The following is a 24,243-nucleotide window of genomic DNA, read 5'->3' on the forward strand; positions in this document are numbered from 1 at the left end:
CACTAGCGCGGGCCCGCCGCACGCGGCAGTGCACGGCCTGCGGCACGCCCGTTCGCGGCGCCGCCCCGGGCGGGGCCGGGTTGTCCACAGGTCACCCACGTGTCGGCCGTGGCCAGTAATCTCGGCGACCATGGAGCAGAGGCATCTCGGCCGTACGGGCCTGCGCGTGTCCCGCATCGGCCTCGGCACCCTCACCTGGGGCCGGGACACCGACGAGCACGACGCCGCGGACATGCTGAAGGTGTTCTGGGACGCGGGCGGCACCCTCGTCGACACGGCGGACGTGTACGGCGACGGCCAGGCCGAGTACCTGCTCGGCCGGCTCATGGACGGCCTCGTGCCCCGCCGCGACCTGGTCCTCTCGACCAAGGCGGGCAGTGTGCCGGACCCGGACCGGCGCTTCGACGGCTCCCGGGGCCATCTGCTGGCCGCGCTGGACGCCTCCCTCGCCCGCCTCGGCACGGACTACGTCGACCTGTGGCATGTCCACGCCTTCGACCCGCACACGCCCCTGGAGGAGACCCTCCACGCCGTCGACCTCGCCGTCGGCAGCGGCCGGGTGCGGTACGCGGGCGTCTCCAACTTCTGCGGCTGGCAGTTGGCCAAGGCGGCCACCTGGCAGCTCGCGGCGCCCGGCGCGCGGACGCGGCTGGCGAGCACCCAGATGGAGTACTCGCTGGTGCAACGCGGCGTCGAGCGCGAGGTACTGCCCGCCGCGCTGGACCTCGGCGTCGGCCTGCTGCCGTCCTCCCCGCTGGGCCGCGGCGTGCTGACCGGCAAGTACCGCAACGGGACACCACCGGACTCGCGGGGCGCCTCGGAGCACCTGGCGCCGTTCGTCGAGCCGTACCTGGACGACGCCGCGGGCCGCATCGTGGACGCGGTGTCCACAGCGGCGGACGGGCTGGCGGTGAGGCCCCTCGAGGTGGCCCTCGCCTGGGTCCGGGACCGGCCCGGCGTGACGGCACCGATCGTCGGCGCCCGCACCGCGCAGCAGCTCACGGCGGTGCTGTCAGTGGAGGCGCTTAGTCTTCCTGACGAGATCTGCCGGGCACTCGACGACGTGTCGGAGCCCGTGCACCGCTATCCCGATCACGACTGGAGCACGCTGTGAGCACGGAGCCGGAGACCACGGAACAGACCGGGCCTGGCACCCCGGACCCCGGGGCGGACAACGGCCCGCGCCACGACGGCCCGGACAGGGACGAGCCGCCGGGCGTGGCGGCGGAGGGCTCGGAGGGCTCGGGCGGGGAGGAGAAGTCCGAGGCCGAGGCCGAGTTGGCGGCTCAGCGGGTCGAGCGGGCCCGGATCGAGCAGCGGAAGGCCGAGCGGAAGGGCCCGATCGAGAGCGGCGGCAGGCTCAGCGGCACGGCGGCCGACCTGCTGGCCGCGGTGCGGGCCGTCGAGAGCGGCGAGAGGCCCTCGGCCACTGTCTTCGCCGAGCCCGATCCCCCACCGCGCCGCGCCGCGCCCGAACCGGCACGGGCGCCGGGGACCGCGGTGCCCGAGGCCGTCACCGCGCCCGCCGGGCCGGCGCCGGAGACCGTCCAGGCGGTGCGCCGGGTGCTGGCCCGCGGCGGCGCCCCGGAGACGCTCGCCCCGCAGGTCGCCGCGTCCCTCGGCGAGGGTGCCGAGGAGCGGCTGCACGCCGACCCCTGGCAGTTGCTGCACGTCACCGGTGTACGGCCGGAGCAGGCAGACGGGTTCGCGCGCGCCCTGCTCGGCGCGGAGTGCCGCCCGGACGACGAGCGCCGCGGCCGGGCCCTCACCGTGTGGCTGCTGGAGCAGGCCGCCCTCGCCGGGCACACGGCCCTGGAAGCCCCGGCCCTGACCGCCGCGCTGGCCCAGCGGGCGGTGCCCGACCCCGAGGCGGCCCTGCACGGCACGCTGGCCCAGGGCGAGGCCCTGATGTTCCAGGACGCCCTGGAGGACGCCCCGGCCACCGAGGAGGCGGGCGAGGACGACGAGCATCCGGTGCGCGCCCTCGTCGGCCTGGAGCGGTACGCGCTCGCCGAGGAGAGCCTGGCCGACGGACTCGCCCGTCTGATCAACTCCGCGCCGAAGGAAGCCGGTTCGGCCTCGGACTGGGAGCGGGCCGCCGCCTCCGCCCAGGGCTCGACCGCCGAGTTGCTCCGCGCCGCCGCGAGCCACGGCCTGGTGCTGCACACGGGCGGGGAGGCGTCCCGGGTGGAACCCGCGCGGCTGCTGGGCGAGGCGGGTCGTCTCGGGCTGCGCGCCTGGGCCGCCGCCCACAGCCCGCTCGGCCGGGACGGCTTCGGGCAGCTCCTCCGGGACGTCTCGCAGGCGCGGGAGCCCGCGGAGGCACAGGAGCACTCGGAGGCGCCCGCGCCCGCCGTCGCCACGGTGGCCGGACTGCTCTCCGGCGCCGAGGGCCCCGGCCGGGACGCGGACGGTTCGCTCGCGCTGGACCTCCTCGTCGTGCTCGACGCGCCCCAGTTGGACGTGGAGACGGCGGCCCTGCTGGTCGAATCGCTGCCGGACGGGGCGCGGCTGGTGCTGGCCGGGGATCCCGCGGTGCTGTGGTCCGTGGGGCCGGGACGGGTGTTCGCGGATCTGCTGGCGGCCCGGGTGTGTCCGCAGGTCGCCTCGCGCGTGCCGGACCCGGGCCCGCTGGGCGAACTGGTCTCCGGCATCGGCGCCGGCGAGCTGAACCAGGTGGCGGCGCCCGGCAAGGAGGTCGTGATCGTCCCGGTGCGGGACGCGGGCGAGGCCGTGCACCGGACCGTGCAGCTCGTCGCGGACTCGGTGCCGCGGGCGATCGGCGTCCCGGCCGACCAGACCGTGGTGATCACCCCCGGTCACGGCGGCGCGGCCGGCACGCGTGCGCTGAACACGGCGCTGAAGGAGCGGCTCAACCCGGGCCCCGGCCGCTTCGGCGGTTTCGACCCGGGCGACCGGATCGCCTACTCCCCCGCCCCGGGCCGTACGCTGCCCGGTCAGGTGGTGAAGGCCGACGCCGAGGGGCTGCACCTGTCCTGCTCGGGTGCTCACGTGGTGGTCCCGAAGGAGCGGGTGGAGACGCATCTGCGGCACGGATGGGCGCTGACGGCGCACCAGGCCGTGGGCGGCCGGTGGCCCGCGGTGGTCGTCGTCCTGCCCGGCGACGCGGCGCGGGCGCTCAGCCGCCCGTGGGTCTACACGGCGTTCGGCCGGGCCGCCCGGCATCTGTCCGTGGTGCACGGCGTGGAGCAGGCGCTGCCCCGAGCCGTCGCCGAGATCCCGGCCAAGCCCCGTACGACCCGCCTGCCCGTCCTGCTCCAGCCCCCGGCGCAGGATTCCGGGACGGCCCCAGGGACGGACTCCGGAACACAGGAGCGCACGGGCGGCTGACCTGCCGGAACGCACGCCCCGTCCGCCGTGGACCCGCCCTGCGTGCGACCGGGCGGACCGGCGGTCGCCGGTCCGCGCGCGGCCTCAGCGGTCGTTCGCGTCCAGCGGTTCCAGGTCCTCGTCGTCGAGGGGCGCGTCGAAGCGGTCCTCGCCCAGGTCGTCGTCCTCGTCGTCCTCGTCGTCGAAGACCGCGCTGACGTCGAAGCGGCAGACGACCCGCTCGGGGTCGACGTGCTCGAAGGGCGCTTCCAGCCATTCGCCCGGGTCGGCGGGCTCGTCCGCGGCGACGACCCACACGGTGGAGTCGCCCTCCTCCAGACCGAACTCCTTGTGCCGGGAGGCGATCTCGTCCGGTTCGAACTCGCCGAACAGGATGCCGATCGCCCCGTGCACCGTGCCGGAGGCGCCCTCGGTGGTGCCCAGGACGGCCTCGGAGTCCGCGTCCTCCACCCGCTGGGCCTGTGCCCGCAGCCGCTGCGGCTCGGCCACGGCGTAGTCGCGGCGGATCAGCACGCTGAGCGCGTTCGGCTCCTCGGGACCCGTGTACGGCGGCAGCGAGTCGTCACCGGGGATCTCGAAGGGCGTGACCTCGTCGTGGCGGTCGTAGAGCAGTTCGTCGTACGCCTCCGCGGCCGCGGCCAGCTGGTTGAACGCCTCGTAGACGGCCGGGTCCTCGTCCCCCGACTTGCGTTCGACCGCGGCCAGGTGGCGGTCGAGCGCGGTCTTGACCGCCTCGGCGGCGGCGCGTACCTCGGCAGCGGTGGGCTGCGCAGCATCAGACATAGTGCAGACGCTATCCGTACCGGGCCCCAGCCCGCACAATAGATGCGATGCCGGAATACGAATTTGTCGACGTGTACGTCCCGCGCGGGGTGTCCCGCAAGGAGACGGCACGTCTGCTGACGGACCACGCCGAGTACGGGCACTGGGAGTTGTGCCGTCTGAGCCTGCTGCGCGACGGCAGCCGCAAGGTGCGGTTGCGCCGGCGGATCATCCGCCAGGTACGCGCGACCTGGTGAGCTGAGGCGGCCCGAGCCACGGCGGGCCCCGCCGATGCGGGGCCCGCCCTGTCATGCACGTCGCCGAATGCGGGCTACCTGGCGCAGGCCCGGGCCCTGCGGTACAGCACGACACCCGCGAGCAGCGCGCCCGCGCCCACCGGCAGGACGGCGTCCATCGGCAGTTCGCTGCCGGTCCGGGCGAGCTGTGCCCGGTCGTGGGCCGCGGCGACGGTCTGCACGCCCGGCTGGTTCACCCGCGTCGAGCCGCCGGTCGACCCACCGGAGGTGCCGCTGCCGCCCCCCGTCGAGGGCGGCGTGGTCGGGGTCCCAGGAGTACCGGGGGTACCGGGGTGGCTGGGGATGCCCGGATGACCGGGATGTCCCGGGTGGCCCGAGTGACCACGGTGGCCCGGGTGGCCCGGGTGACCACGGTGGCCCGGGTGACCCGGCGTGCCGGGCGGGATCTCCCGGTCGCCGCCCGGGGGCGTGGTGCGGCTCCCGCCGCCGATGGCGCAGTGGTTGCCCAGGGCCGGGTTGGCCGCACCGATCACGTCGATGCTGTTGCCGCAGACGTTGACGGGCACGTCGACCGGCACCTGGACGTGGTTGCCGGAGCCGACTCCCGGCGAGCCACTGGTGCGCCCTTCGGCGTGCGAGCCGCCGTGGTGCCCGGACGCGCTGCCGCCGCCGTGCTGGGCGCAGGTGTTGCCCGCCGCCGGGTTGAGCAGCCCGACGACGTCGATGGTGTTGCCGCAGACGTTCACCGGCACGTGCACCGGCACCTGCACGGTGTTGCCGGACAGCACGCCCGGTGAGCCGGACGCGGCGCCGAACGCGCCCGCGTCGGCGTGGGCGTAGCCGCTCGCCGCGGCGATCACGCCGGTGGCCGCGGCCATCGTCATCAGGCCCTTGCGGGTGACCTGTCGCATGTTGCTGAATACCTGCCTTCGACCTTCTCGAACCTTCCGGAACGCGCGGTCACGTCCGCCGGGATTCCGCCGTCGCGACCTCGCCGTGAACCGGTCGGTCCCGGAGCGCATGGCGGGCGCTCCGGGGCCGACGGGTTCGGACCCCCCACGGAGTCGATGGAGTCAGACCCTCACGGGGCGGGGCACAACGTCAGTGGTGGGCGCAGGTGTTGCCGAAGGCGGGGTTCAGCAGCCCGATCACCGAGATCGTGTTGCCGCACACGTTCACCGGCACGTGAACGGGCACCTGGATGACGTTGCCGGAAAGGACGCCCGGGGACTGCACGGCAGCACCCTGGGCGCCCGAGTCGGCGGCGGCCATCCCCGCGCCCGCGAGAACCAGTCCACCGGTGGCGACCGCGGCAGCGACGACCTTCTTGATCATTATTCCTCCTCATTGACAAAGGCGATCTCATGTTGCTGATCGCATCACCTGTAACGAGGAGGAACTAATCGGGATACGAGCTTATGGTCGCATTCACTCGTCCCGGTCTCTCCCGCACGCGCGGTCGATTACCGAGGTCAAGCCGGTGATGACGGATCCCGGCGGACCTCAGGACGCGTCGATGAACCGGTCGAGCACGCGCACCCCGAACTTCAGGCCGTCCACCGGCACCCGCTCGTCCACGCCGTGGAACATGCCCGCGAAGTCCAGCTCCGGGGGCAGCTTCAGCGGCGCGAAGCCGAAGCCCCGGATGCCCAGGTCGTCGAAGGACTTGGCGTCGGTGCCGCCGGAGAGCATGTACGGGATGGCCTTCGCGACCGGGTCCTCGGCCAGCAGCGCGGACTGCATCGCCTCGACCAGGTCCCCGTCGAAGGTGGTCTCGACGGCCTTGTCGGAATGCACGTCCTCGCGCCTGACCTTCGGTCCCAGGATCCGGTCGAGGTCGGCGAGGAACTCCTCCTCGAAACCGGGCAGGAAGCGCCCGTCGACGTGCGCGGTGGCCTCGCCCGGGATGACGTTGACCTTGTAACCGGCGCCCAGCTGCGTGGGGTTGGCGGTGTTGCTCAGGGTGGCGCCGATGAGCTTGGCGATGCCGCCGAGCTTCGCGATCGTGCCGTCCATGTCCTCCGGGTCGAGCCTGGTGCCGAGCGCGTCGCCCAGTTCGTCCAGGAAGGCGCGGGTGGTCTTGGTCACGCGCACCGGGAACCGGTGCCGCCCGAGCCGGGCGACGGCCTCGGACAGCTCGGTGATCGCGTTGTCCCGGTGGATCATCGAGCCGTGCCCCGCGGTGCCGGCCACGGTCAGCTTCATCCAGTGCATGCCCTTCTCGGCCGTCTGGATCAGGTACAGCCGCCGCTGTTCGCTGACGGTGAAGGAGAACCCGCCCACCTCGCTGATCGCCTCGGTGACCCCCTCGAACAGGTCCGGGTGCTTGTCCACCAGGTACCGGGCGCCGTACGTGCCGCCCGCCTCCTCGTCGGCGAGGAAGGCGAGCACGATGTCCCGCGGGGGCCTGCGTCCGCTGCGCAGCCGGTCGCGCACGACCGCCAGCGTCATCGCGTCCATGTCCTTCATGTCGACCGCGCCGCGGCCCCACACGCACCCGTCCGCGACCTCGCCGGAGAAGGGGTGGTGGGTCCAGTCGTCGGCGTTGGCCGGTACGACGTCGGTGTGACCGTGGATCAGCAGCGCGGGCCGGGAGGGGTCCTCCCCCTCGATGCGGGCCACCGTCGAGGCCCGGCCCGGGTGCGACTCGAAGATCTTCGGTTCCAGCCCCACCTCGGCGAGCTTCTCGGCGACGTACTCGGCCGCCGCGCGCTCACCGGGTCCGGAGTGGTCGCCGTAGTTGCTGGTGTCGATCTGGATCAGCTCGCGGCAGAGGTCCACGACCTCGTCCTCGCCGGTGACGCCCCTGGCCGTGCCCGTCTCGCTCACGCTGCTTCCTCCCGCTGTGTGCTGGTGGCCACCCCGTGTACCGGTGGTCCACTCATCCTCCCCCTCCCCCGCGCCAACCCCAAGAGAGCCTCCGTCCCCGGCCGCCCGCGCGCGGGGGCGGGGTGATCGGGCCTGCCCGAAAGCCTGGTAATGTTTCCTTCGTCGCAGCGGGAAGCCCCGCACGACAGACACCTGGTCCGGGTGGCGGAATGGCAGACGCGCTAGCTTGAGGTGCTAGTGCCCTTTATCGGGCGTGGGGGTTCAAGTCCCCCCTCGGACACCATCGGAAAACGGCGTCGACCTTCATCGGTCGGCGCCGTTTTCCGTGTTCCCGTCGCGGGCACGCCTGCGCGCGCCCCGCGCCCCGCAGCCGTGCGCAGCCCCGGGCCTACACGTGCGCCGGTGCCATGTGGTCCGTGAACCAGTCCCGGGCCAGGTCGGTCACCGCCTCCAGGGTGCCGGCCTCCTCGAAGAGATGGGTGGCGCCGGGGACGACGGCGAGCCGGCTCTCGCAGCGCAGCAGGGACTGTGCCCGGCGGTTGAGGTCGAGGACGACGGTGTCGGCGCCGCCGACGACGAGCAGGGTGGGCGCGGTCACGGCCGGCAGGCGCGGCCCGGCGAGGTCGGGACGGCCGCCTCGGGAGACGACCGCGGCTATGCGCGCGCCGGGTTCCGCCGCGGCCCAGAGGGCGGCGGCCGCGCCGGTGCTGGCACCGAAGTAGCCGATCGCCAGTTCTCCGGTGCCGGGCCGGCCGCGCAGCCAGTCGGTGGCCCCGGTGAGCCGGTCGGCCAGCAGCGTCGTGTCGAACACGTTGGCCCGGTCCCGCGCCTCCTCCTCGGTGAGCAGGTCGAACAGCAGGGTGCCGAGGCCGGCCCGGTTCAGGCCCTCGGCGACGAACCGGTTGCGCGGGCTGTGCCGTCCGCTGCCGCTGCCGTGTGCGAAGAGCACGATGCCGACGGCGTCGGGGGGCACGGTCAGGTGGCCGCCGAGCCGCACGGCGCCGGCCGCCACCTCCACCTCGCGATCGAGGTTGAACCGGTGGGGACGGTTCGCCGCCCGACGGAGGCAGGCGACCACGTCCTCGTCGTCGAGCTGGGCGAAGTCGGCGTAGAACTGGCCGACCGCGAAGAAGTCCGGCGGGGTGGCCAGGGACACGAGTTCGTCGGCCTCGCCGGCGAGCCGGTGCGTCCAGTCCGGCGGTGCGACGGGGACCGCCAGCACGGTCCGCGCCGCCCCGCGGGCGCGGACCGTCCGGCAGGCCGCCCGTGCGGTCGAGCCGGTGGCGACGCCGTCGTCGACGACCACGACGGTCCGGCCCGCGACGCCGACCGGCGGCCGTTCGCCCCGGTAGCGCGCGGAACGCCGGTCGAGCTCGCCGCGTTCGCGCTCCTCCACGCGCGCGAGTTCCCCAGGGGTGACGCGTGCCTCGCGCAGCACGTCCTCGCCCAGTACGCGTACGCCGTCCTCGCCGATCGCCCCCATGCCCAGCTCCGGGTGGGAGGGCACGCCGAGTTTCCGTACCAGGCACACGTCCAGTGGGGCGCCGAGGGCGTCCGCGACGACCTCGGCCACGGGGACGCCGCCCCGGGGCAGGCCGAGCACCACGACGTCCCGGCCGGCGAGGTCTTCCAGGCGGGCGGCCAGCCGCCGTCCCGCGTCGAGGCGATCCGTGAAGAGCACCGTTCGTTCACTCCCTGGAGGTCCACAGGGGGACGGGAGGCGTCGCCTCGGGCGCTCCCACCGCGTCGATGTCGCCCGCGGCGGCGCGCAGCAGCTCACGGCCGAGCGCGATGAGCGCGCGGCCGGCCGCCAGTTCGTCGCCGATCTCGGGCACCGCCCTGTCGTACGGATTGCGGCGGGCCTCCGCCCGGGTCTCCACGACGTTGTCGCCGGTGTCCAGGACGATCCGGGCGGTGGTGTCCGGGTCGTGTTCGGACAGGTACAGGCTGAGCCGCCACTCCTTGACGGACGGAAGCCGGCTGCCGAGGGGTCGAGTCATCGTCCGTGTCTCCTCAACTCCGCTAGGAGGCAAGGCCACACTGTCGAGGCGACGAGCCACCCCGGCGTGGCCTCCGTCTTCCACTGTGCCCCCGTCGCGCGCGTGCCGCACGGGCGCGACGGGGAAGCGGGCGCACCGGGGGCCGGGCAGTGCGCCGGCGCGGGCAGAATGGGGGCATGACCACGCGTTCCTGCCCGTGCGGACTGCCCGAACCGTACGAGAGCTGCTGCGGCCGCTGCCACGGAGGTGCCGCCGCGCCGACCGCCGAGGCGCTGATGCGGTCGCGGTACAGCGCCTTCGTGCGGCGGGACGCGGGCTATCTGCTGCGGACCTGGCACCCGCGGACCCGGCCGGCCCGGCTCGACCTCGATCCCGGGATGCGCTGGACGGGGCTGGAGATCCTCGGGACGACGGACGGCTCGGCCTTCCACAGCACCGGGACGGTGACGTTCCGGGCGTCCTACCGTGGGGGTTCGCTGCTGGAGCGCAGCCGGTTCGAGCGGGTCGACGGGGCCTGGGTGTACGTGGACGGGGACTTCCCCGAGCAGTGAGGACGCGCCGGGCTACGGTGCCAGGACGTCCAGTTCCTGGAGGGCGCCGACGGTGATCTCACGGGTCAGCCGCTCGGCGCGGTCCGCGTCACGGGCCCGGACCGCCTCGGCGAGCTGGACGTGGAGGGTGACGGCGGCGGGGTCGGGCTCCTCGAACATGACCTCGTGGTGGGTGCGGCCCGCCAGGACCTCGGCGACGACGTCGCCGAGGCGGGCGAACATCTCGTTCCCGGAGGCGCTGAGGATCACGCGGTGGAAGGCGACGTCGTGGACCAGGTACGCCTGAAGCCGGTGGTGGCCGCGTGAGTTGGCGACCATGCCGAGGGCGCACTCGGTGAGCTCGGCGCACTGTTCGGAGGTGGCGAGCCGGGCGGCCAGGCCTGCGGCGACCGGTTCGACGGCGGAGCGCAGCACAGTCAGCGACCGCAGCTGCCGGGGCCGGTCCGCGCCGGCCAGGCGCCAGCGGATGACCTGCGGATCGTAGACGTTCCACTCGGTCTGCGGGAGCACGGTCACGCCGACCCGGCGGCGCGAGGCGACCAGGTGCATGGACTCCAGGACGCGGACCGCCTCGCGCATCACGGAGCGTGACACGTCGAAGCGCTGCGCCAGTTCGTCGGTGCGCAGCACGCTGCCCGGCGGATACTCGCCCGCGGTGATGGCGGGGCCGAGGGTGTCCAGTACGCGGCCGTGCAGCCCTCGGCCCGGTGTGCTCATGCACTCAGCGTACGGGGCAGATCACGTTCCCAAAAAGTCAGACTTATATGTCACAGAGACTTGAATTAGTCGTACCTATGGGTTTCAGTGTGGCGGACGCCGGATGTCGGCGTCCCATGTCGAGGAAGACAGCGAGGCAGTGATGCGCACCCCCCACGTCGTCGTGGTGATGGGCGTCGCCGGCACGGGCAAGACCACGATCGGTCCCCTGCTCGCCGCCCGGCTCGGCGTCCCGTACGCCGAGGGCGACGACTTCCACCCGCAGGCCAACATCGCGAAGATGACGGCCGGGATCCCGCTCGGCGACGAGGACCGGTGGCCGTGGCTCGACGCCATCGGCGCCTGGGCCCACGGGCGGGCGGGGCTCGGCGGGGTGGTGAGCAGCTCCGCGCTGAAGCGGTCGTACCGGGACCGGCTGCGGGCCGCGGCTCCCGGCGTCGTCTTCGTGCACCTGACGGGCGACCGGAAGCTCATCGAGGAGCGGATGGCGCACCGCCGGGGTCACTTCATGCCGACGGCGCTGCTGGACTCCCAGTTCGCCACGCTGGAGCCGCTCCAGAGGGACGAACGGGGCGTCGCGGTCGACGTCTCCGGGTCGCCCGAGGAGATCGCCGCACGCGCGGTGGCCGCGCTGGACGGCCTCGACAGCTCCACGCAGTCCCCGCAGGACCAGCGGCTCTGAGCCCCGGCGCCGCTCCCCCGCACTCGCCGACTGCGGCACTCCCCTCCCCACCGTCCCTCTTCACCTGCAAGGGAACACCGTGACCAGACTCAGCGTCGAGATGCTGGCAGCGGACGCGCCCCCGCCGATCACCTCGGCCGGCCACGCTCAGCTCGGCATCGCCGTCCTCGCGGGCATCGCCGTCATCGTCCTGCTCATCACCCGGTTCAAGCTGCACGCCTTCCTGTCCCTGACCATCGGATCGCTGGTGCTCGGCGCGGTCGCCGGGGCACCGCTCGACAAGGCGATCACCAGCTTCACCACGGGCCTCGGCTCCACCGTCGCCGGCGTCGGCGTGCTGATCGCCCTCGGCGCGATCCTCGGCAAGCTGCTCGCCGACTCCGGCGGCGCCGACCAGGTCGTCGACACGATCCTGGCGAAGGCCAAGGGGCGGGCGATGCCGTGGGCGATGGTGCTGATCGCCTCCGTGATCGGTCTGCCGCTGTTCTTCGAGGTCGGCATCGTGCTGCTGATCCCGGTCGTGCTGATGGTGGCCAAGCGCGGAAACTACTCCCTGATGCGCATCGGCGTCCCGGCGCTGGCCGGCCTGTCCGTGATGCACGGTCTGATCCCGCCGCACCCCGGCCCGCTGGTCGCCATCGACGCGGTCAAGGCCAACCTGGGCGTGACGCTGGCGCTCGGCATCCTCGTCGCCATACCCACGGTGATCATCGCCGGTCCGCTGTTCTCCAAGGTCGCGGCCCGCTGGGTGGACGTCCCCGTCCCGGACCGGATGCTGCCCCAGCGTCCTTCGGAGGAGCTCCAGCGGCGTCCGGGCTTCGGCGCCACGCTGGCCACGGTGCTGCTCCCGGTGGTGCTGATGCTCGCCAAGGCCCTGGTCGACATCGTCGTGGACGACCCGGCGAACCTGACCCAGCGCGTCTTCGACGTCATCGGCTCGCCGATGATCGCGCTGCTCGCCGCCGTGCTCGTCGGCGTGTTCACGCTGGGGATGCCGGCCGGGTTCAGCAAGGAGCGCATCTCCTCGACCGTCGAGAAGGGCCTCATGCCCATCGCCGGCATCCTGCTGATCGTCGGCGCGGGCGGCGGCTTCAAGCAGACGCTGATCGACTCCGGGGTGGGCCAGATGGTCCTGGACATCTCCAAGGACTGGTCGATCCCGGCACTGCTGCTGGCCTGGCTGATCGCGGTGGCGATCCGGCTCGCGACCGGTTCGGCGACCGTGGCGACCATCTCGGCGGCCGGTCTGGTCGCCCCGCTCGCGGCCGACATGTCGACCACGCACGCCGCCCTGCTGGTGCTGGCGGTCGGAGCCGGCTCGCTGTTCTTCAGCCATGTCAACGACGCCGGGTTCTGGCTGGTGAAGGAGTACTTCGGGCTGAGCGTCGGCCAGACGATCAAGAGCTGGTCGGTCATGGAGACGATCATCTCGGTGGTGGCGGGCGCCCTGGTCCTGCTGCTCTCCCTGGTGATCTAGGGCCTCTCGTTTGGATCATGCCGGGCTCGCGGGGTCCGGCCTGATCCAAACGAAAGACCCTAGCCGTACGCCGTAGGCGGCGGACGTGCCCCGGACACCACCCGGTCACGGCCGCCGCCTTCGTACGTCCCCGCATCCCCACGAACCGACGGTGCCCTGCGAGCGGCCGGGTGGCCTACGAACCGCCGACGGCCCTATGGGCGCCACAGCGGGTGCTGTTCCGTCGCCCACGCGCGCGTCACCAGGCCGGTGCGCAGGCCGCGGCGGGCCTCCGGGTCACCGAGGGCCATGCCGATGTGGCCGGCCAGGACGACGCCGACGGTCAGGGCGAGCCAGTCGTGGACGAAGGTCGCGCTGGTGCGCCAGGCCACGGGGGTGAGATGGGTGAACCACATCATCAGACCCGTACCGAGCATGACCAGGCCGGCGCCGGCGATCCAGGCGGCGTAGATCTTCTGGCCGGCGTTGAACTTCCCGGCCGGGCGGGAGGCGGGCCGGTGGTCGCGGCGCAGGGCGGCGCGCAGCCAGACGCGGTCGTGCCGGCCGAAGCGGTTGAGGAAGCGCAGGTCGGCGCGGAAGGCGCGGGAGGCCAGGCCCAGCAGGACCGGTACGGGCAGGGCGACACCCGCGCACTCGTGGACGCGGACGACCAGTTCGCGCCGGCCGACCAGTTCGGCGAGCTGGGGGATGTACAGGAAGGCCGCCGTCATCACGCACACGCCCATGAGCGCGGCCGTGGTCCGGTGCACCCAGCGCTCGGCCCGGGTGAAGCGGCGGACGCGGGTGCCGGGCGGGGCCGGAGTGTCAGCTCGTAGGGGCATCGCCGCGTCCGTTCGAACGGCCGACCCAGGCGTCGACGTCGTAGCCGAGGTGCTCCCAGTAGCCGGGCTCGACGCGGTCGGTGACGGTGATGCCGGAGAGCCACTTGGCCGACTTGTAGAAGTACATGGGGGCCACGTACAGGCGGACCGGACCGCCGTGCGCGTAGGTCAGGTCCTCGTCCCGCATGCGCAGCGCGACCAGCACGTCGGGACGGCGGGCCTGGGCGAGGGTGAGGCTCTCGGTGTAGGTGCCGTCGAAGCAGGTGAAGCGGACGGCTCCGGCGCCCGCCCGCACTCCGGCCGCGTCGAGCAGCCGGGAGAGCCGTACGCCCTCGAAGGGGGTGCCGGGCACCCGCCAGCCGGTGACGCACTGGACGTCGCGGACCAGGCGAGTCCGGGGCAGGGCCCTGAGGTCGTCCAGCGTGTAGGTGGCGGGGTGGTCGACGAGGCCGTCGACGGTGAGGCGGTAGTTCGTGGCGTCCTTGTGCGGGACCGAGGCGGCGACCGAGTAGTAGCGGAAGCCGCCGCCGTTCGGCAGCAGGCCGGTCAGACCGGTGGGGTCCTTGCCCGCCACCGCGCCGAGCAGGTCCTCCATGCCGCGTTGCAGCGTGGGCGCGGTGGCCAAGCCGAGGGCGCCGAGGCCGAGGGTGGCGAGGAAGATCCGGCGGCCCATGGGGCTGCCTTCCTCCTCGGGCCGGCCCTCCTCCTCCGGGAGTCGGGGGTTCACCCCTCCATTCGAGCACCCGCGCCCCCGGGTGGGCCAGGGATCGCGGGTGCTCGTCAGGCTTCCGTCACCGTTTCCGGTGGCCGGGGCTCAGGACGCCGTCTCGGCCGCCTCCGCGGTCTCCTCCGCCTCCGCGGCCTTCTCCAGCTGGAAGGCCTCGTTGCCCAGTCCGATGCGGGCGTGCGCCTCCGGCCGGCGGGAGCGCAGTACGGCGCCCTGGACCAGGCCGACGACGAGGGCGAGGCCGATGATGCCGGGCAGCACCCGGCTCAGGGCCGAGCCGGGGCCGGCGTCGACCAGGACGTCGAAGTCCTTGACCGTGTAGGTGGCGATGACCAGCAGCGCCACCGCGGCCACGGCGGAGGTGACCAGCCGCCAGGCCTGCGCGGCCGCCGCGCCGCGCCGGACGAAGAAGACGATCACCGACACGCTGGCCGCCGCCATCAGCACGATCACACCGAGCGCGCCGAGGTTGCCGAACCAGGTGAACAGGTGCAGCACGGGCGCGGTCGGGTCGCCGGCCGGCTTGTCGTCGGTGACGGCGAAGGCGATCACGATGACCAGCGAGACGATCGTCTGCGAGAGGGATCCGGTCGCGGGCGCGCCGCTGGAGCTGGACGTGCGCCCGAAGGCGGCCGGCAGCAGGCCCTCGCGGCCCATGGCGAAGGCGTACCGGGCGACGACGTTGTGGAAGCTCAGCATGGCCGCGAACATGCCGGTGACGAACAGGACGTGCAGGACGTCGGTGAAGGTGGCGCCGAGCCGCGACTCGGTCAGGGTGAACAGCAGCCCCGCGCTCTCCTTCTCCGCCGTGCCGATGATCGCCGAGGGGCCGGTGGCGACGGTGAGGGCCCAACTGCTGATCGCGAAGAAGACGGCGACGCCCGCGACGGCGAGGAACATCACGCGCGGGACCAGGACGTGGGGGCGGCTGGTCTCCTCGGCGTACACCGGGGCCTGCTCGAAGCCGAGGAAGGCCGCGATGCAGAAGCACAGCGCGGTGCCGATGCCGGCGCCGGCGAGCGTGTCCGGGTTGAAGGCGTGCAGGGACAGGCCCTCCTTGGCGGGGTCGGCGACGGCCGCCACGTCGAAGATCACGACGAGTACGACCTCGATGACCAGCAGCACGCCGAGCACGCGCGCGTTGACGTCGATCTTCAGCCAGCCGAGCGCCCCGACGACGGCCGCGGCCACCAGCGCGGGGATCCACCAGGCGACGCTGAGGTCGGCGTACGTGGCGAACAGGTTGGAGACCTCGAAGCCGAAGATCCCGTAGATGCCGGCCTGGAGCGCGTTGTAGGCGACCAGGGCGACGAGCGCCGCGCCGGCGCCCGCCGTGCCGCCCAGGCCGCGGGAGATGTAGGCGTAGAAGGCGCCCGCGTTGTGGACGTGGCGGCTCATCTCGGCGTACCCGAAGCTGAAGAGGATCAGGACGGCGCCGAGGAGTACGAAGAGCAGCGGCTGTCCGACGATCCCCATCACCGCGAATGTGGTGGGCATGACACCCGCGACCACCATGAGCGGGGCGGTCGCGGCGAGCACGGAGAGCAGCAGACCCCCCGTGCCGAGGCGGTCGGCGCGCAGGGCGCGCTCCTGCCCCTTGAAGGTGCTGATGCCGCCCTCGGCGGTGGTTCTGCTCGTGCTCGAACTGCCCGTCGTCATCGGGGGTTCGTCCTTTCGGGCGTCGGGGTCGTGGTGCGTACGGGATGTGCGGGGCACTACACCGCACCGAGCGCGCCGGCGCGCGCGATGCGGAAGGCGGTGTACGGATCTCGGTCGGGGTACGCCCACGGCGCCTGCGTGGGATGGTCACCGATGCGGTGGAACAGGGCGGCGGCCTCGGCGCCCCGGCCCTCGCAGTGCTTGGCGTGGGCGAGGAAGTTCAGATCGACCAGGCGGCGCGGATGGCCCTCCTGCTCCCACTCCAGCCACCAGTCGAAGGCGGACTTCATCACCTGGCGGGCCCGGCGGCCCGTCCAGTGCCCGGAGGCCGCCGGGTCGGCCTGCGCGTGGCCGGCGCCGGCCAGGACGCGGTAGCGCTCGGCGTGCGCGACCACCGGGAGCATGGCGAGGGGGGAGTCGGCGGGTGCCTGCTCGGCGGCCCAGTTGGCGAAGTCGTAGACCTCGTGCAGCGGGTCCGGGCCGGCGTCGGCGTGCCGCTCGGCCAGCTGGGCCACCATCAGGTGGTGGGCGTGGTGGTGCTCGGGATGGCGGTGGCGGACCTTGTCGAAGAGGCGGACCACCTCCTCCTCGTCGCCCAGGCCCCGCTCCAGCAGGAGCAGGCCGAACCACGGCGTGGGGTCGGCGGGCGCGAGCTCGGCCGCCGTCCGGCAGGCCTCGCGGGCCCGGTCGGGCTTCTCCCGGCCGCACAGGGCCTGCTGGACCAGGGACAGGCCGAGCAGGACGGAGGCGTCGGCGGATTCGGGCTCGGCGAGCAGCCAGTCACGGGTCCAGGCCGTGGTGTGGGACTCCTCGGCGAGGACGGTGAGGCGGTGCCCGCGGCGGTCCCAGTCGTCCTTGGTGCGGACCAGCAGCGAGCGCACAGCCTGCCACCGTCCCTGTGCCAACGCCGTGCGCGCCTCATGGAGTTCGGTGTCGTCGAGAGCGGTGTCGAAGGCCTGGGCGGCTCGCTTGCGGCCGCGTCCGAGGGGAGGCGGGGGTGGGGACACCGCGGAACTTCCTCACGCGCTCTTTGTTCGTGGCCTGGTACGCCCAGGGAGCGGCCCCCGTTCGGCCCACCGGCCTCGGCTGCTCGTCGGTCATCGGCTTGCCATCGGCTGATCACGGACAGCAAACCCCCAGCCCGTGCTCTCCGTCAAGGGTCGCCCGTGCGTTACACGCGTCAACTGCCTTTTAGCAGACGGTACTTGTGAGGGCGTCCGGCGGCCGTGCCGTGGCGCCGGTCCGTCCCGCGGGAGGGTCACTCCCCTGGCGTACGCCAGGGCGCGGCGGTGCCTCGAGTTCGCCCGCGGCCCGGAGCTGCGCCCTCGCCGCTGATCGCGGGACGTCGCGACCGGGCCGGCCGAGCGGATCCGGGTCGTCCCGGCAGCGGGGCGGGCCCCGGGACGCTACAGTCGGCCATTACGCACCCCGTGGCCCGGCCGGATGATCGAGGTACGCAGCGTGTCGGTTCTGGTTGTGATTCTCGCCGTGAGCGCCGCCTGCTGCCTGGGCTTCGGTTTCGTGCTCCAGCAGAACGCGGCCCAGCGGGCACCGCTGAGGGACTTCCTCTCGCCCCGGCTGCTCCTTGACCTGATGAAGGTGCCGCGCTGGCTGGGCGGTCTGGGGCTGATGATCGGCGGCATGATGCTGGGCGCCTTCGCCCTGGGCCGGGGCGAGATCTCGCTGGTGGAACCGCTGCTGGCCACGAACCTGCTGTTCGCCCTCGCCCTGTCCCGCCGGCAGACCAGACAGCCACTGGGCCGCCAGGGCTGGGCGGGGCTCGTCCTGCTGGCCGGCGGCGTGACCGCGTTCATCGTGGCGGGCCGGCCGCGCGCGGGCAGCGCCGTCACCGATCCGCTGCGGCACTGGCTGATCATCGGTGCGGTGGTGGGCGTGGCCCTGCTGCTGACGGCGTTCGCCAAGCACTCGCGGCTGAGCTGGGGACCGGTCCTGCTGGCGGTGGCCGCCGGGCTGCTCTACGGCGTGCAGGACGCGCTGACCCGGGTGAGCGGGCAGCGGTTCTCGGCGGGCGGCTGGGCGGAGCTGTTCACCGGCTGGCAGCCGTACGGGCTGCTGGTGATCGGCGTCACCGGGCTGATCCTGGTGCAGAGCGCGTTCGAGACGGCACCGCTGCGCATGTCCCTGCCGGCCCTGACCGCGGCCGAGCCGCTGACCGGGATCGCCTGCGGGGTGGGGTTCCTCGGCGACCGGCTGCGCACCGACACCGGGGCGCTGGCCTGGGAGGCGTCGGGCCTCGCGGCGATCGTGGCGGGCATCGTCCTGCTCGGGCTGCACCCGGCGATGCCCTACGGGTCGGGAGTGCCGGCGCAGAAGCGCGACCTGCAGGCACGCTGAGCCAGGCGGGGCCCGCGGCACCGGCCTGACCGGCGGCCCGCATGAAGGCGCGGCCCGCCCCGGAGATGCAGCCCGCGTGGAGGCGCGGCCTGCTTGGAGGCGCAGCCTGCTTGGATGGCGGTATGAGCGCTTCAGACGAGATCCTCGACATCGTCGACGAGCACGACCGGGTCGTCGGACGGTCCCCGCGCGGCGAGGCCTACGCCAGGGGACTGCGCCACCGCTGCGTCTTCGTCCAGGCCCGGGACGCGGAGGGCCGCCTCTTCGTCCACCGGCGCACCCCCACGAAGCTGGTCTTCCCGTCCCTCTACGACATGTTCGTCGGCGGGGTGGTCGGCGCGGGCGAGGCCTACGACGACGCCGCCCTGCGCGAGGCCGAGGAAGAACTGGGGGTGACGGGGCTGCCCCGCCCGGAGTACCTCTTCACGTTCCTGTACGACGACGGCGCCGGCCACACCTGGTGGTCGGCTGTCTACCAGGTCCGCTGCGACCTGCCGGTACGGCCGCAGGTGGAGGAGGTCGCCTGGCACGACTTCCTGCCGGAGGCCGAGGTGGAGCGCCGCCTGGGCGAGTGGCAGTGGGTACCGGACGGACTGGCCGCCTACGAGCGCCTGAAGGCCCACCGCTCGCCGGGGTGACCCGGACCCGACGACGACACCGGGCTTGTGGGGGCTTCGGTTTGCGCACTGGACGGCATACCGACCGGTCGGCATCATGTGGGGGACCCGTTCGTCCGTCAGAGGAGCGTTGATGAGCCCCGACCACCCGCCCGGACTCGATCTCGACCAGCTGCGCGGACTGCTCGACCGGGAGCGGCCCGGTCTGGTGCGGGGCCCGCTGACCGGCCGGCTGATCGAGGGCGGACGGTCGAACCTCACCTACGCGGTCTCGGACGGCGCCTCGCGGTGGGTCGTACGGCGTCCCCCCTTGGGCCACGTCCTGGCCACCGCGCACGACATGGGGCGCGAGCACCGGGTGATCAGCGCCCTGCACCCGACCAAGGTGCCGGTGCCGCGCCCGGTGCTGCTGTGCGAGGACGAGGACGTGCTCGGCGCGCCGTTCTACGTCATGGAGTTCGTCGAGGGCACCCCGTACCGCACCGCGCGGCAGCTCGCCCCGCTGGGCGAGGAGCGCACCCACGGCGCCGTGCTGTCCCTGGTGGACACCCTCGTCGAGCTGCACACGGTGGACCCCGCCGAGGTGGGCCTGGCCGACTTCGGGCGCCCCGAGGGCTTCCTGGACCGCCAGCTGCGCCGCTGGGGCAAGCAGCTGGCGGCCTCCCGCAACCGCGAGCTGGCCGGTGTCGACGAACTGCACGCGGCGCTCGGGCGCGCGCTGCCCGCCTCCCCCGCCCCGACCGTCGTGCACGGCGACTACCGCCTCGACAACGTGCTGCTCGGCCCGGACGACCGGATCACGGCGGTCCTCGACTGGGAGATGTCCACCCTCGGGGACCCGCTGACCGACCTGGGGCTGCTGGTGATGTACAGCACGCCGCTGGGCATGCCCGACTCGCCGGTGTCCACCACCGCCGAGGCCCCGGGGCACCCGTCCGCTGCGGAGCTGGTCGAGCGGTACGCGGAACGCTCGGGGCGCGACGTGCGGGCCGTCTCCTGGTACACGGCGTTCGCCTGGTTCAAGCTCGCCGTGATCCTGGAGGGCATCCACTACCGGTACACGCTCGGCCAGACGGTCGGACCGGGCTTCGACCGCATCGGCGACCTCGTCCCCGTCTTCGTCGACCACGGACTGACCACTCTTCAGGAAGGCTGACGGACATGGACTTCGCGTTCGACGCGCGCACCGAGGAACTGCGGGCCAGGCTCCTGACCTTCATGGACGAGTACGTCCACCCGGCCGAGGCGGTGGCCGAGGAGCAGCGGGCCGCGCCGGCCTCCCCGTGGGACACCCCGGCCGTGGTCGAGGAGCTGAAGGCCGAGGCGCGCAGGCAGGGCCTGTGGAACCTCTTCCTGCCGGACGCCGAGTACGGCGCCGGGCTGACCAACCTCCAGTACGCCCCGCTCGCCGAGATCACCGGCCGCTCCCCGCACCTCGCCCCCACCGCGCTGAACTGCGCGGCGCCCGACACGGGGAACATGGAGGTGCTCGCGCAGTTCGGCGACGAGTGGCAGAAGAAGCAGTGGCTCGAACCGCTGCTCGCGGGCGAGATCCGTTCGGCGTTCGCGATGACCGAGCCGGAGGTGGCCTCCTCGGACGCCACCAACGTCACCACGCGCATCGAGCGCGCCTCCGACGGCTCCGACGAGTACGTCATCACCGGCCGCAAGTGGTACATCTCCGGCGCGATGAACCCGGACTGCAAGATCTTCATCGTGATGGGCAAGACCGACCCGGACGGCCCGGACATCCGCCGCCAGCAGTCCATGGTGCTCGTGCCGCGCGACACACCCGGCGTCACCGTGCGGCGCGCGATGCGGGTCTTCGGCTACGAGGACCACTCCCACGGCGGCCATGCCGAGGTGGTCTTCGACCACGCGCGCGTACCCGTCTCCCACCTGATCGGCGAGGAGGGCGGCGGCTTCGCCATCGCCCAGGCCCGGCTCGGACCCGGCCGCATCCACCACTGCATGCGGCTGATCGGCATGGCAGAGCGGGCGATCGAGCTGATGTGCCGGCGGGCCGTGTCCCGCACCGCCTTCGGCAAGGCGCTGGCCCAGCAGGGCGTGGTCCACAACTGGATCGCGGACGCGCGGGTCACCGTCGAGCAACTGCGGCTGCTGGTGCTGAAGACGGCCTGGCTGATGGACACCGTCGGCAACAAGGGGGCGCACACCGAGATCCAGGCCATCAAGATCGCCACGCCGCGCGCGGTGGTCGACATCCTCGACCGGGCGATCCAGCTGCACGGCGCGGGCGGTTTCAGCCAGGACCTCCCGCTCGCCGAGCTGTACGCGGGCGCGCGCACGCTGATGATCGCCGACGGGCCGGACGAGGTCCACCAACGGTCGCTGGCGCGGCGGGAGCTGAAGAAGTACCTCTGAGCACCCGCACGGGCGCGTGCGGGTGCGGGACGGGGTCGGCCGGCCGGCCCTACGCGCGCCCGCCCGCTACGGCCGCAGCGCCCGCAGCAGCAGGTCGGCCAGGTGGTCGGCAACCTGCTGGGGGCTGAGCGGGCCCTCGGGGCGGTACCAGGTCGACAGGTGGTGGACGGAACCGAAGTGGTAGTCGACCACCAGGTCGGCCGGGGTCGCCGTGGAGAAGACGCCGGTCCGCTGGCCCTCCTCGACCAGCGCGCGGAAGCGTTCGTGGTAGCGCCGGCGCTCGGCCCGCACCTGCTTGTTCTTCTCCGGCCCGAGGTGGTGCATCGAGCGGAAGAAGATCATGGCGTCGTCGAGGTTCTCGATGGTGGTGACCACCACGTCCGCCGCCGCGTCCCGCAGCCGCTTCTCGACCGGTTCGTCGGCGTCCGCGAAGGCGTCCAGGCGCTCCTGCTGGACGCGCAGCACGCGCGCGTACACCTCGTGCAGGAGGTCGTCCTTGGAGCCGAAGTAGTGGTACAGCGCCCCCTTGGTGACACCGGCCGCCTCGACGATCTCCTGCACCGAGGTGCGGTCGTAGCCCTGTTCGGCGAAGAGCCGGGTGGCGGCGGCCAGGAGCCGCTGCGGCACCGGAGCGCCGCCTGAGTCCGTCGTTCTGGGCACCTGCCGCCACCTGCCTTCCGTGTTCCTGTTCGTTTTCGTTCCTGTTCGCCCTGCTGCCTACGGGAACGCGGTTCCCGACGGAGGATCTTCCCATTCGCCGTCCCCGGCAGGTCCGGCAGGATCCCGGTCGGCCCCGGTCGCCTGCGCCCCGGGTGTCACTGGATCTCCTCCCATTTCCGCTGGAGGTGGTTCATGTTCGTGAGCCAGCGGTCGGGGTCGACGGCCCGGGCCCGGTAGAACCCGGCGACCTCGGGGTGCGGCAGGATCAGGAAGCGGTCCTCGGCGATGCCCTCCAGCAGGGCGTCGGCCACGTCCTCGGGTTCGATCGCGGTGGGTCGCAGCACCAGGTCGCCGGCGCTGCCGGTGGCGGCCAGCATGTCGGTGCGCACGCCCTGCGGGCAGATCGCGTGCACCTTGATCCCGCGGTGGCGGTAGGTCAGCGACAGCCACTCGGCGAAGGCGTAGGCGCCGTGCTTGGTGACGCTGTACGGGGCCGCGCCGATCATGGTGAGCAGCCCGGCCGCCGACACGGTGGACACGAACCGGCCACTGCCGCGTTCCAGCCAGGCGGGGAGCAGCGCCTGGGCGGCGCGGACGTGGGCCATGACGTTGACGTCCCAGGCGTGTGCCCACACCTCCTCGCCGGCCGCCTCCGAACCGCCCGAGCCGAGGCCCGCGTTGGCGCAGTAGACGTCGACCGTTCCGCCAAGGGCGTCGCGGGCCGCGGCGACGACCTCGGAGGCGTCGCCCGGGAGCGCGATGCCGCCGATCTCCCCGGCGACGGACGCGGCCCGGTCGGCGTCGAGGTCGTTGACGACGACCCGGGCCCCCTCGGCGGCGAACCGGCGGGCCAGCGCGGCGCCGATGCCACCCCCGGCTCCGGTGACGACCACTCCCGCATCCCGCACGGCTCGCACCATCGGTCTCCTTCGTCATGGCTCCGACACGACGCGGATCGGCTCCGCCGCATCAGACTAACCAGTCGGTATGTGGTACTGGAAGGGATCTCCGCAAGGAGGCGCGGTCCGCTTCGTTCCCTGGAGCACGGGCGCACGCTAGCGTGCGTGAACATGACACCCGCAGCGATCACGGAGGTCACTGTATGAAGCTGTCCAGACGGAGCCTGCTCGCCACCACCGCCGCCGCGGCGGCCACCGGGGCCATGGCGGCCCCGGCCCAGGCCGCACCCGGAGGCAACAGCCCGCTGCGCACCGGTTTCGAGCGCCTCGACGCCGGGGGCTACGCCTCGCTGCGCGGGCAGCGGGTCGGGGTCGTCACCAACCCGACCGGCGTCACCCGGGACGTGCGGCACATCGTGGACGTGATGCACGCCGACCGCCGGGTGAACCTGGTGGCCGTCTTCGGCCCCGAGCACGGCTTCCGCGGCACCGCGCAGGCGGGCGGCTCGGAGGGCCGCTACGACGACCCGGCCACCGGGCTGCCGGTGTACGACACGTACCTCAAGAGCGGGCAGCTGCTCGCCGACGTCTTCACGGCCTCCGGCGTGGACACGGTCGTCTTCGACATCCAGGACGCGGGCGCCCGCTTCTACACCTACATCTGGACGCTCTACGACTGCATGGAGGCCGCGGCCCTGGCCGGCAAGCGCTTCGTGGTGCTCGACCGGCCCAACCCGGTGACCGGCCGGGAGGCCCTGGGGCCGGTGCTGCACCCGGAGTTCGCGACCTTCGTCGGACGGAAGCCGATCGCGCAGGCGCACGGCATGACCGTCGCCGAACTGGCGCGGCTGTTCAACGGCGAGTTCCTGACCACGCCGGTCCCGCTGGAGACCGTCCAGATGACCGGCTGGCGGCGGTCGGACTTCTACGACGCCTCCGGGCTGCCCTGGGTGCCGCCGAGCCCGAACATGCCGACCCCCGACACCGCCCTGGTCTACTCCGGAACGTGTCTGTTCGAGGGCACCAACCTGTCGGAGGGACGGGGCACCACCCGCCCCTTCGAACTGCTCGGCGCGGCGGGCGTCGACGGGCGCTGGGCGGCCGCGGCCAACGCGCTGCACCTGCCGGGCGTGTACTTCCGGGAGGCGTACTTCGCGCCCACCTTCTCCAAGTTCCAGGGCACGACCGTCGGCGGCGTGCAGATCCACGTGCACAACCGCAACGCCTTCGATCCCGTGCGGACCGGGATCGCGCTGCTCGTGACCGCCCAGCAGGTCTGGAGCGGCTTCGAGTGGCGCTCGGACAACTGGATCGACACGCTCACCGGATCCACCCGGGTGCGCACGGCGATCGACGCCGGCGCGGGCACCGACGAGGTGGTGGCGGCCTGGCAGCAGGAGCTGGCCGCGTTCCGGAAGACACGGAAGCGGTACCTCCTCTACTGATGAGCCGTGCCCCCTGGTGCTGATGAGCCGTGCCCCCGGCCGGCCGCCC

Annotated in this window: 24 protein-coding genes and 1 tRNA gene; 12 read left to right on the plus strand and 13 right to left on the minus strand. The window is 73.1% G+C overall.

Going from position 1 to position 24,243, the window contains the following annotated elements:
* The first annotated feature begins 130 nt into the window (after nucleotides 1-130).
* Both ACIHCX_RS21795 and ACIHCX_RS21800 read left to right on the plus strand, forming a co-directional pair.
* Nucleotides 131-1,114: an aldo/keto reductase gene (locus tag ACIHCX_RS21795; RefSeq protein ID WP_400031825.1), complete on the plus strand. Its 984-nt coding sequence runs from the start codon at nucleotides 131-133 to the stop codon at nucleotides 1,112-1,114.
* On the plus strand, nucleotides 1,111-3,351 hold the full coding sequence (locus ACIHCX_RS21800; RefSeq protein ID WP_400031827.1) for a helix-hairpin-helix domain-containing protein: 2,241 nt from the start codon (nucleotides 1,111-1,113) through the stop codon (nucleotides 3,349-3,351). The genes ACIHCX_RS21795 and ACIHCX_RS21800 overlap by 4 nt, the downstream gene beginning before the upstream one ends.
* Nucleotides 3,352-3,435: 84 nt before the next feature.
* Here the strand turns inward: ACIHCX_RS21800 and ACIHCX_RS21805 are convergent, their stop codons facing one another.
* Nucleotides 3,436-4,134 (minus strand): hypothetical protein, encoded by a 699-nt coding sequence (locus ACIHCX_RS21805; RefSeq protein WP_400031829.1) that lies wholly within the window; start codon nucleotides 4,132-4,134, stop codon nucleotides 3,436-3,438.
* Nucleotides 4,135-4,181: 47 nt separating this feature from the next.
* On the opposite strand from ACIHCX_RS21805, the gene ACIHCX_RS21810 reads away from it, so the two are divergent.
* Entirely contained in the window at nucleotides 4,182-4,370 is a 189-nt protein-coding gene (locus tag ACIHCX_RS21810; RefSeq protein WP_400031831.1) for a DUF5703 family protein, read from the plus strand.
* 74 nt (nucleotides 4,371-4,444) lie between these two features.
* Here the strand turns inward: ACIHCX_RS21810 and ACIHCX_RS21815 are convergent, their stop codons facing one another.
* The 3 genes from ACIHCX_RS21815 to ACIHCX_RS21825 form a co-directional block, all read right to left on the minus strand.
* Nucleotides 4,445-5,281: a chaplin gene (locus ACIHCX_RS21815; RefSeq protein ID WP_400031833.1), complete on the minus strand. Its 837-nt coding sequence runs from the start codon at nucleotides 5,279-5,281 to the stop codon at nucleotides 4,445-4,447.
* Nucleotides 5,282-5,471: 190 nt separating this feature from the next.
* Complete coding sequence (gene chpH / locus ACIHCX_RS21820; protein ID WP_400031835.1) at nucleotides 5,472-5,705, minus strand: chaplin ChpH; 234 nt, start codon at nucleotides 5,703-5,705, stop codon at nucleotides 5,472-5,474.
* Nucleotides 5,706-5,873: 168 nt separating this feature from the next.
* On the minus strand, nucleotides 5,874-7,199 hold the full coding sequence (locus ACIHCX_RS21825) for a M20/M25/M40 family metallo-hydrolase (protein ID WP_400031837.1): 1,326 nt from the start codon (nucleotides 7,197-7,199) through the stop codon (nucleotides 5,874-5,876).
* 195 nt (nucleotides 7,200-7,394) lie between these two features.
* On the opposite strand from ACIHCX_RS21825, the gene ACIHCX_RS21830 reads away from it, so the two are divergent.
* Nucleotides 7,395-7,482 (plus strand) — tRNA-Leu (locus tag ACIHCX_RS21830).
* Nucleotides 7,483-7,587: 105 nt separating this feature from the next.
* Here the strand turns inward: ACIHCX_RS21830 and ACIHCX_RS21835 are convergent.
* Together ACIHCX_RS21835 and ACIHCX_RS21840 are read right to left on the minus strand one after the other, a co-directional pair.
* On the minus strand, nucleotides 7,588-8,880 hold the full coding sequence (locus ACIHCX_RS21835) for a phosphoribosyltransferase family protein (protein ID WP_400031839.1): 1,293 nt from the start codon (nucleotides 8,878-8,880) through the stop codon (nucleotides 7,588-7,590).
* 7 nt (nucleotides 8,881-8,887) lie between these two features.
* The gene (locus ACIHCX_RS21840; RefSeq protein WP_400031841.1) at nucleotides 8,888-9,199 is read right to left on the minus strand and encodes a dsRBD fold-containing protein; all 312 of its coding nucleotides are present in this window, start codon (nucleotides 9,197-9,199) and stop codon (nucleotides 8,888-8,890) included.
* A gap of 176 nt (nucleotides 9,200-9,375) precedes the next feature.
* On the opposite strand from ACIHCX_RS21840, the gene ACIHCX_RS21845 reads away from it, so the two are divergent.
* Nucleotides 9,376-9,750: a YchJ family protein gene (locus ACIHCX_RS21845; protein WP_400031843.1), complete on the plus strand. Its 375-nt coding sequence runs from the start codon at nucleotides 9,376-9,378 to the stop codon at nucleotides 9,748-9,750.
* Nucleotides 9,751-9,762: 12 nt separating this feature from the next.
* Here the strand turns inward: ACIHCX_RS21845 and ACIHCX_RS21850 are convergent, their stop codons facing one another.
* On the minus strand, nucleotides 9,763-10,467 hold the full coding sequence (locus tag ACIHCX_RS21850) for a FadR/GntR family transcriptional regulator (RefSeq protein ID WP_400031845.1): 705 nt from the start codon (nucleotides 10,465-10,467) through the stop codon (nucleotides 9,763-9,765).
* Between the two features lie 142 nt (nucleotides 10,468-10,609).
* On the opposite strand from ACIHCX_RS21850, the gene ACIHCX_RS21855 reads away from it, so the two are divergent.
* Together ACIHCX_RS21855 and ACIHCX_RS21860 are read left to right on the plus strand one after the other, a co-directional pair.
* Nucleotides 10,610-11,149, plus strand: a complete 540-nt coding sequence (locus ACIHCX_RS21855; RefSeq protein ID WP_400032063.1) for a gluconokinase — start codon at nucleotides 10,610-10,612, stop codon at nucleotides 11,147-11,149.
* A 79-nt stretch (nucleotides 11,150-11,228) separates the two neighbouring features.
* Nucleotides 11,229-12,626: a gluconate:H+ symporter gene (locus ACIHCX_RS21860; RefSeq protein ID WP_400031847.1), complete on the plus strand. Its 1,398-nt coding sequence runs from the start codon at nucleotides 11,229-11,231 to the stop codon at nucleotides 12,624-12,626.
* Nucleotides 12,627-12,820: 194 nt separating this feature from the next.
* On the opposite strand, the gene ACIHCX_RS21865 is transcribed toward ACIHCX_RS21860, so the two are convergent.
* From ACIHCX_RS21865 to ACIHCX_RS21880, 4 genes are all read right to left on the minus strand, one after another.
* Entirely contained in the window at nucleotides 12,821-13,447 is a 627-nt protein-coding gene (locus ACIHCX_RS21865) for a cytochrome b/b6 domain-containing protein (RefSeq protein ID WP_400031849.1), read from the minus strand.
* On the minus strand, nucleotides 13,431-14,120 hold the full coding sequence (locus ACIHCX_RS21870) for a molybdopterin-dependent oxidoreductase (protein WP_400032065.1): 690 nt from the start codon (nucleotides 14,118-14,120) through the stop codon (nucleotides 13,431-13,433). Before ACIHCX_RS21870 ends, ACIHCX_RS21865 begins: the two co-directional genes overlap by 17 nt.
* A gap of 141 nt (nucleotides 14,121-14,261) precedes the next feature.
* Complete coding sequence (locus ACIHCX_RS21875; RefSeq protein ID WP_400031851.1) at nucleotides 14,262-15,833, minus strand: APC family permease; 1,572 nt, start codon at nucleotides 15,831-15,833, stop codon at nucleotides 14,262-14,264.
* A gap of 56 nt (nucleotides 15,834-15,889) precedes the next feature.
* Nucleotides 15,890-16,840 (minus strand): hypothetical protein, encoded by a 951-nt coding sequence (locus ACIHCX_RS21880; protein WP_400031853.1) that lies wholly within the window; start codon nucleotides 16,838-16,840, stop codon nucleotides 15,890-15,892.
* A 436-nt stretch (nucleotides 16,841-17,276) separates the two neighbouring features.
* Between ACIHCX_RS21880 and ACIHCX_RS21885 the strand changes: the two genes are divergently transcribed.
* The 4 genes from ACIHCX_RS21885 to ACIHCX_RS21900 all read left to right on the plus strand — a co-directional run bounded on the left by ACIHCX_RS21885 (nucleotide 17,277) and on the right by ACIHCX_RS21900 (nucleotide 21,190).
* Nucleotides 17,277-18,188 (plus strand): DMT family transporter, encoded by a 912-nt coding sequence (locus tag ACIHCX_RS21885; protein WP_400031855.1) that lies wholly within the window; start codon nucleotides 17,277-17,279, stop codon nucleotides 18,186-18,188.
* Nucleotides 18,189-18,310: 122 nt separating this feature from the next.
* Nucleotides 18,311-18,826 carry an NUDIX hydrolase gene (locus ACIHCX_RS21890; RefSeq protein WP_400031857.1) on the plus strand — a complete coding sequence of 172 codons (516 nt, stop codon included), beginning with the start codon at nucleotides 18,311-18,313 and terminating at the stop codon, nucleotides 18,824-18,826.
* A gap of 112 nt (nucleotides 18,827-18,938) precedes the next feature.
* A complete protein-coding gene (locus ACIHCX_RS21895) occupies nucleotides 18,939-19,961 on the plus strand; it encodes a phosphotransferase family protein (protein ID WP_400031859.1) in 1,023 nt (340 codons plus the stop codon).
* A gap of 5 nt (nucleotides 19,962-19,966) precedes the next feature.
* Nucleotides 19,967-21,190, plus strand: coding sequence for an acyl-CoA dehydrogenase family protein (locus ACIHCX_RS21900; RefSeq protein ID WP_400031861.1), 1,224 nt, complete (start codon nucleotides 19,967-19,969; stop codon nucleotides 21,188-21,190).
* A gap of 66 nt (nucleotides 21,191-21,256) precedes the next feature.
* Here the strand turns inward: ACIHCX_RS21900 and ACIHCX_RS21905 are convergent, their stop codons facing one another.
* Complete coding sequence (locus ACIHCX_RS21905) at nucleotides 21,257-21,850, minus strand: TetR/AcrR family transcriptional regulator (protein ID WP_400031863.1); 594 nt, start codon at nucleotides 21,848-21,850, stop codon at nucleotides 21,257-21,259.
* A 155-nt stretch (nucleotides 21,851-22,005) separates the two neighbouring features.
* The gene (locus tag ACIHCX_RS21910; RefSeq protein ID WP_400031865.1) at nucleotides 22,006-22,770 is read right to left on the minus strand and encodes an SDR family oxidoreductase; all 765 of its coding nucleotides are present in this window, start codon (nucleotides 22,768-22,770) and stop codon (nucleotides 22,006-22,008) included.
* A gap of 182 nt (nucleotides 22,771-22,952) precedes the next feature.
* Here ACIHCX_RS21910 and ACIHCX_RS21915 point away from each other — a divergent pair, with 182 nt between their 5' ends.
* Nucleotides 22,953-24,194, plus strand: coding sequence for an exo-beta-N-acetylmuramidase NamZ domain-containing protein (locus ACIHCX_RS21915; RefSeq protein ID WP_400031867.1), 1,242 nt, complete (start codon nucleotides 22,953-22,955; stop codon nucleotides 24,192-24,194).
* The last annotated feature ends 49 nt before the right edge of the window (nucleotides 24,195-24,243 follow it).

This window comes from Streptomyces sp. NPDC052043 (assembly GCF_044548235.1).
Classification (GTDB): domain Bacteria; phylum Actinomycetota; class Actinomycetes; order Streptomycetales; family Streptomycetaceae; genus Streptomyces.

Bases quoted from the DNA above. Each gene is read 5' to 3' on its own strand.
- ACIHCX_RS21910 (WP_400031865.1), bottom strand. From the start codon at position 22,770: ATGGTGCGAGCCGTGCGGGATGCGGGAGTGGTCGTCACCGGAGCCGGG.
- ACIHCX_RS21795 (WP_400031825.1), top strand. From the start codon at position 131: ATGGAGCAGAGGCATCTCGGCCGTACGGGCCTGCGCGTGTCCCGCATC.
- ACIHCX_RS21870 (WP_400032065.1), bottom strand. From the start codon at position 14,120: ATGGGCCGCCGGATCTTCCTCGCCACCCTCGGCCTCGGCGCCCTCGGC.
- ACIHCX_RS21915 (WP_400031867.1), top strand. From the start codon at position 22,953: ATGAAGCTGTCCAGACGGAGCCTGCTCGCCACCACCGCCGCCGCGGCG.
- ACIHCX_RS21895 (WP_400031859.1), top strand. From the start codon at position 18,939: ATGAGCCCCGACCACCCGCCCGGACTCGATCTCGACCAGCTGCGCGGA.
- ACIHCX_RS21805 (WP_400031829.1), bottom strand. From the start codon at position 4,134: ATGTCTGATGCTGCGCAGCCCACCGCTGCCGAGGTACGCGCCGCCGCC.
- ACIHCX_RS21875 (WP_400031851.1), bottom strand. From the start codon at position 15,833: ATGACGACGGGCAGTTCGAGCACGAGCAGAACCACCGCCGAGGGCGGC.
- ACIHCX_RS21890 (WP_400031857.1), top strand. From the start codon at position 18,311: ATGAGCGCTTCAGACGAGATCCTCGACATCGTCGACGAGCACGACCGG.
- ACIHCX_RS21885 (WP_400031855.1), top strand. From the start codon at position 17,277: ATGATCGAGGTACGCAGCGTGTCGGTTCTGGTTGTGATTCTCGCCGTG.
- ACIHCX_RS21900 (WP_400031861.1), top strand. From the start codon at position 19,967: ATGGACTTCGCGTTCGACGCGCGCACCGAGGAACTGCGGGCCAGGCTC.
- ACIHCX_RS21865 (WP_400031849.1), bottom strand. From the start codon at position 13,447: ATGCCCCTACGAGCTGACACTCCGGCCCCGCCCGGCACCCGCGTCCGC.
- ACIHCX_RS21815 (WP_400031833.1), bottom strand. From the start codon at position 5,281: ATGCGACAGGTCACCCGCAAGGGCCTGATGACGATGGCCGCGGCCACC.
- chpH (WP_400031835.1), bottom strand. From the start codon at position 5,705: ATGATCAAGAAGGTCGTCGCTGCCGCGGTCGCCACCGGTGGACTGGTT.
- ACIHCX_RS21850 (WP_400031845.1), bottom strand. From the start codon at position 10,467: ATGAGCACACCGGGCCGAGGGCTGCACGGCCGCGTACTGGACACCCTC.
- ACIHCX_RS21855 (WP_400032063.1), top strand. From the start codon at position 10,610: ATGCGCACCCCCCACGTCGTCGTGGTGATGGGCGTCGCCGGCACGGGC.
- ACIHCX_RS21845 (WP_400031843.1), top strand. From the start codon at position 9,376: ATGACCACGCGTTCCTGCCCGTGCGGACTGCCCGAACCGTACGAGAGC.
- ACIHCX_RS21840 (WP_400031841.1), bottom strand. From the start codon at position 9,199: ATGACTCGACCCCTCGGCAGCCGGCTTCCGTCCGTCAAGGAGTGGCGG.
- ACIHCX_RS21810 (WP_400031831.1), top strand. From the start codon at position 4,182: ATGCCGGAATACGAATTTGTCGACGTGTACGTCCCGCGCGGGGTGTCC.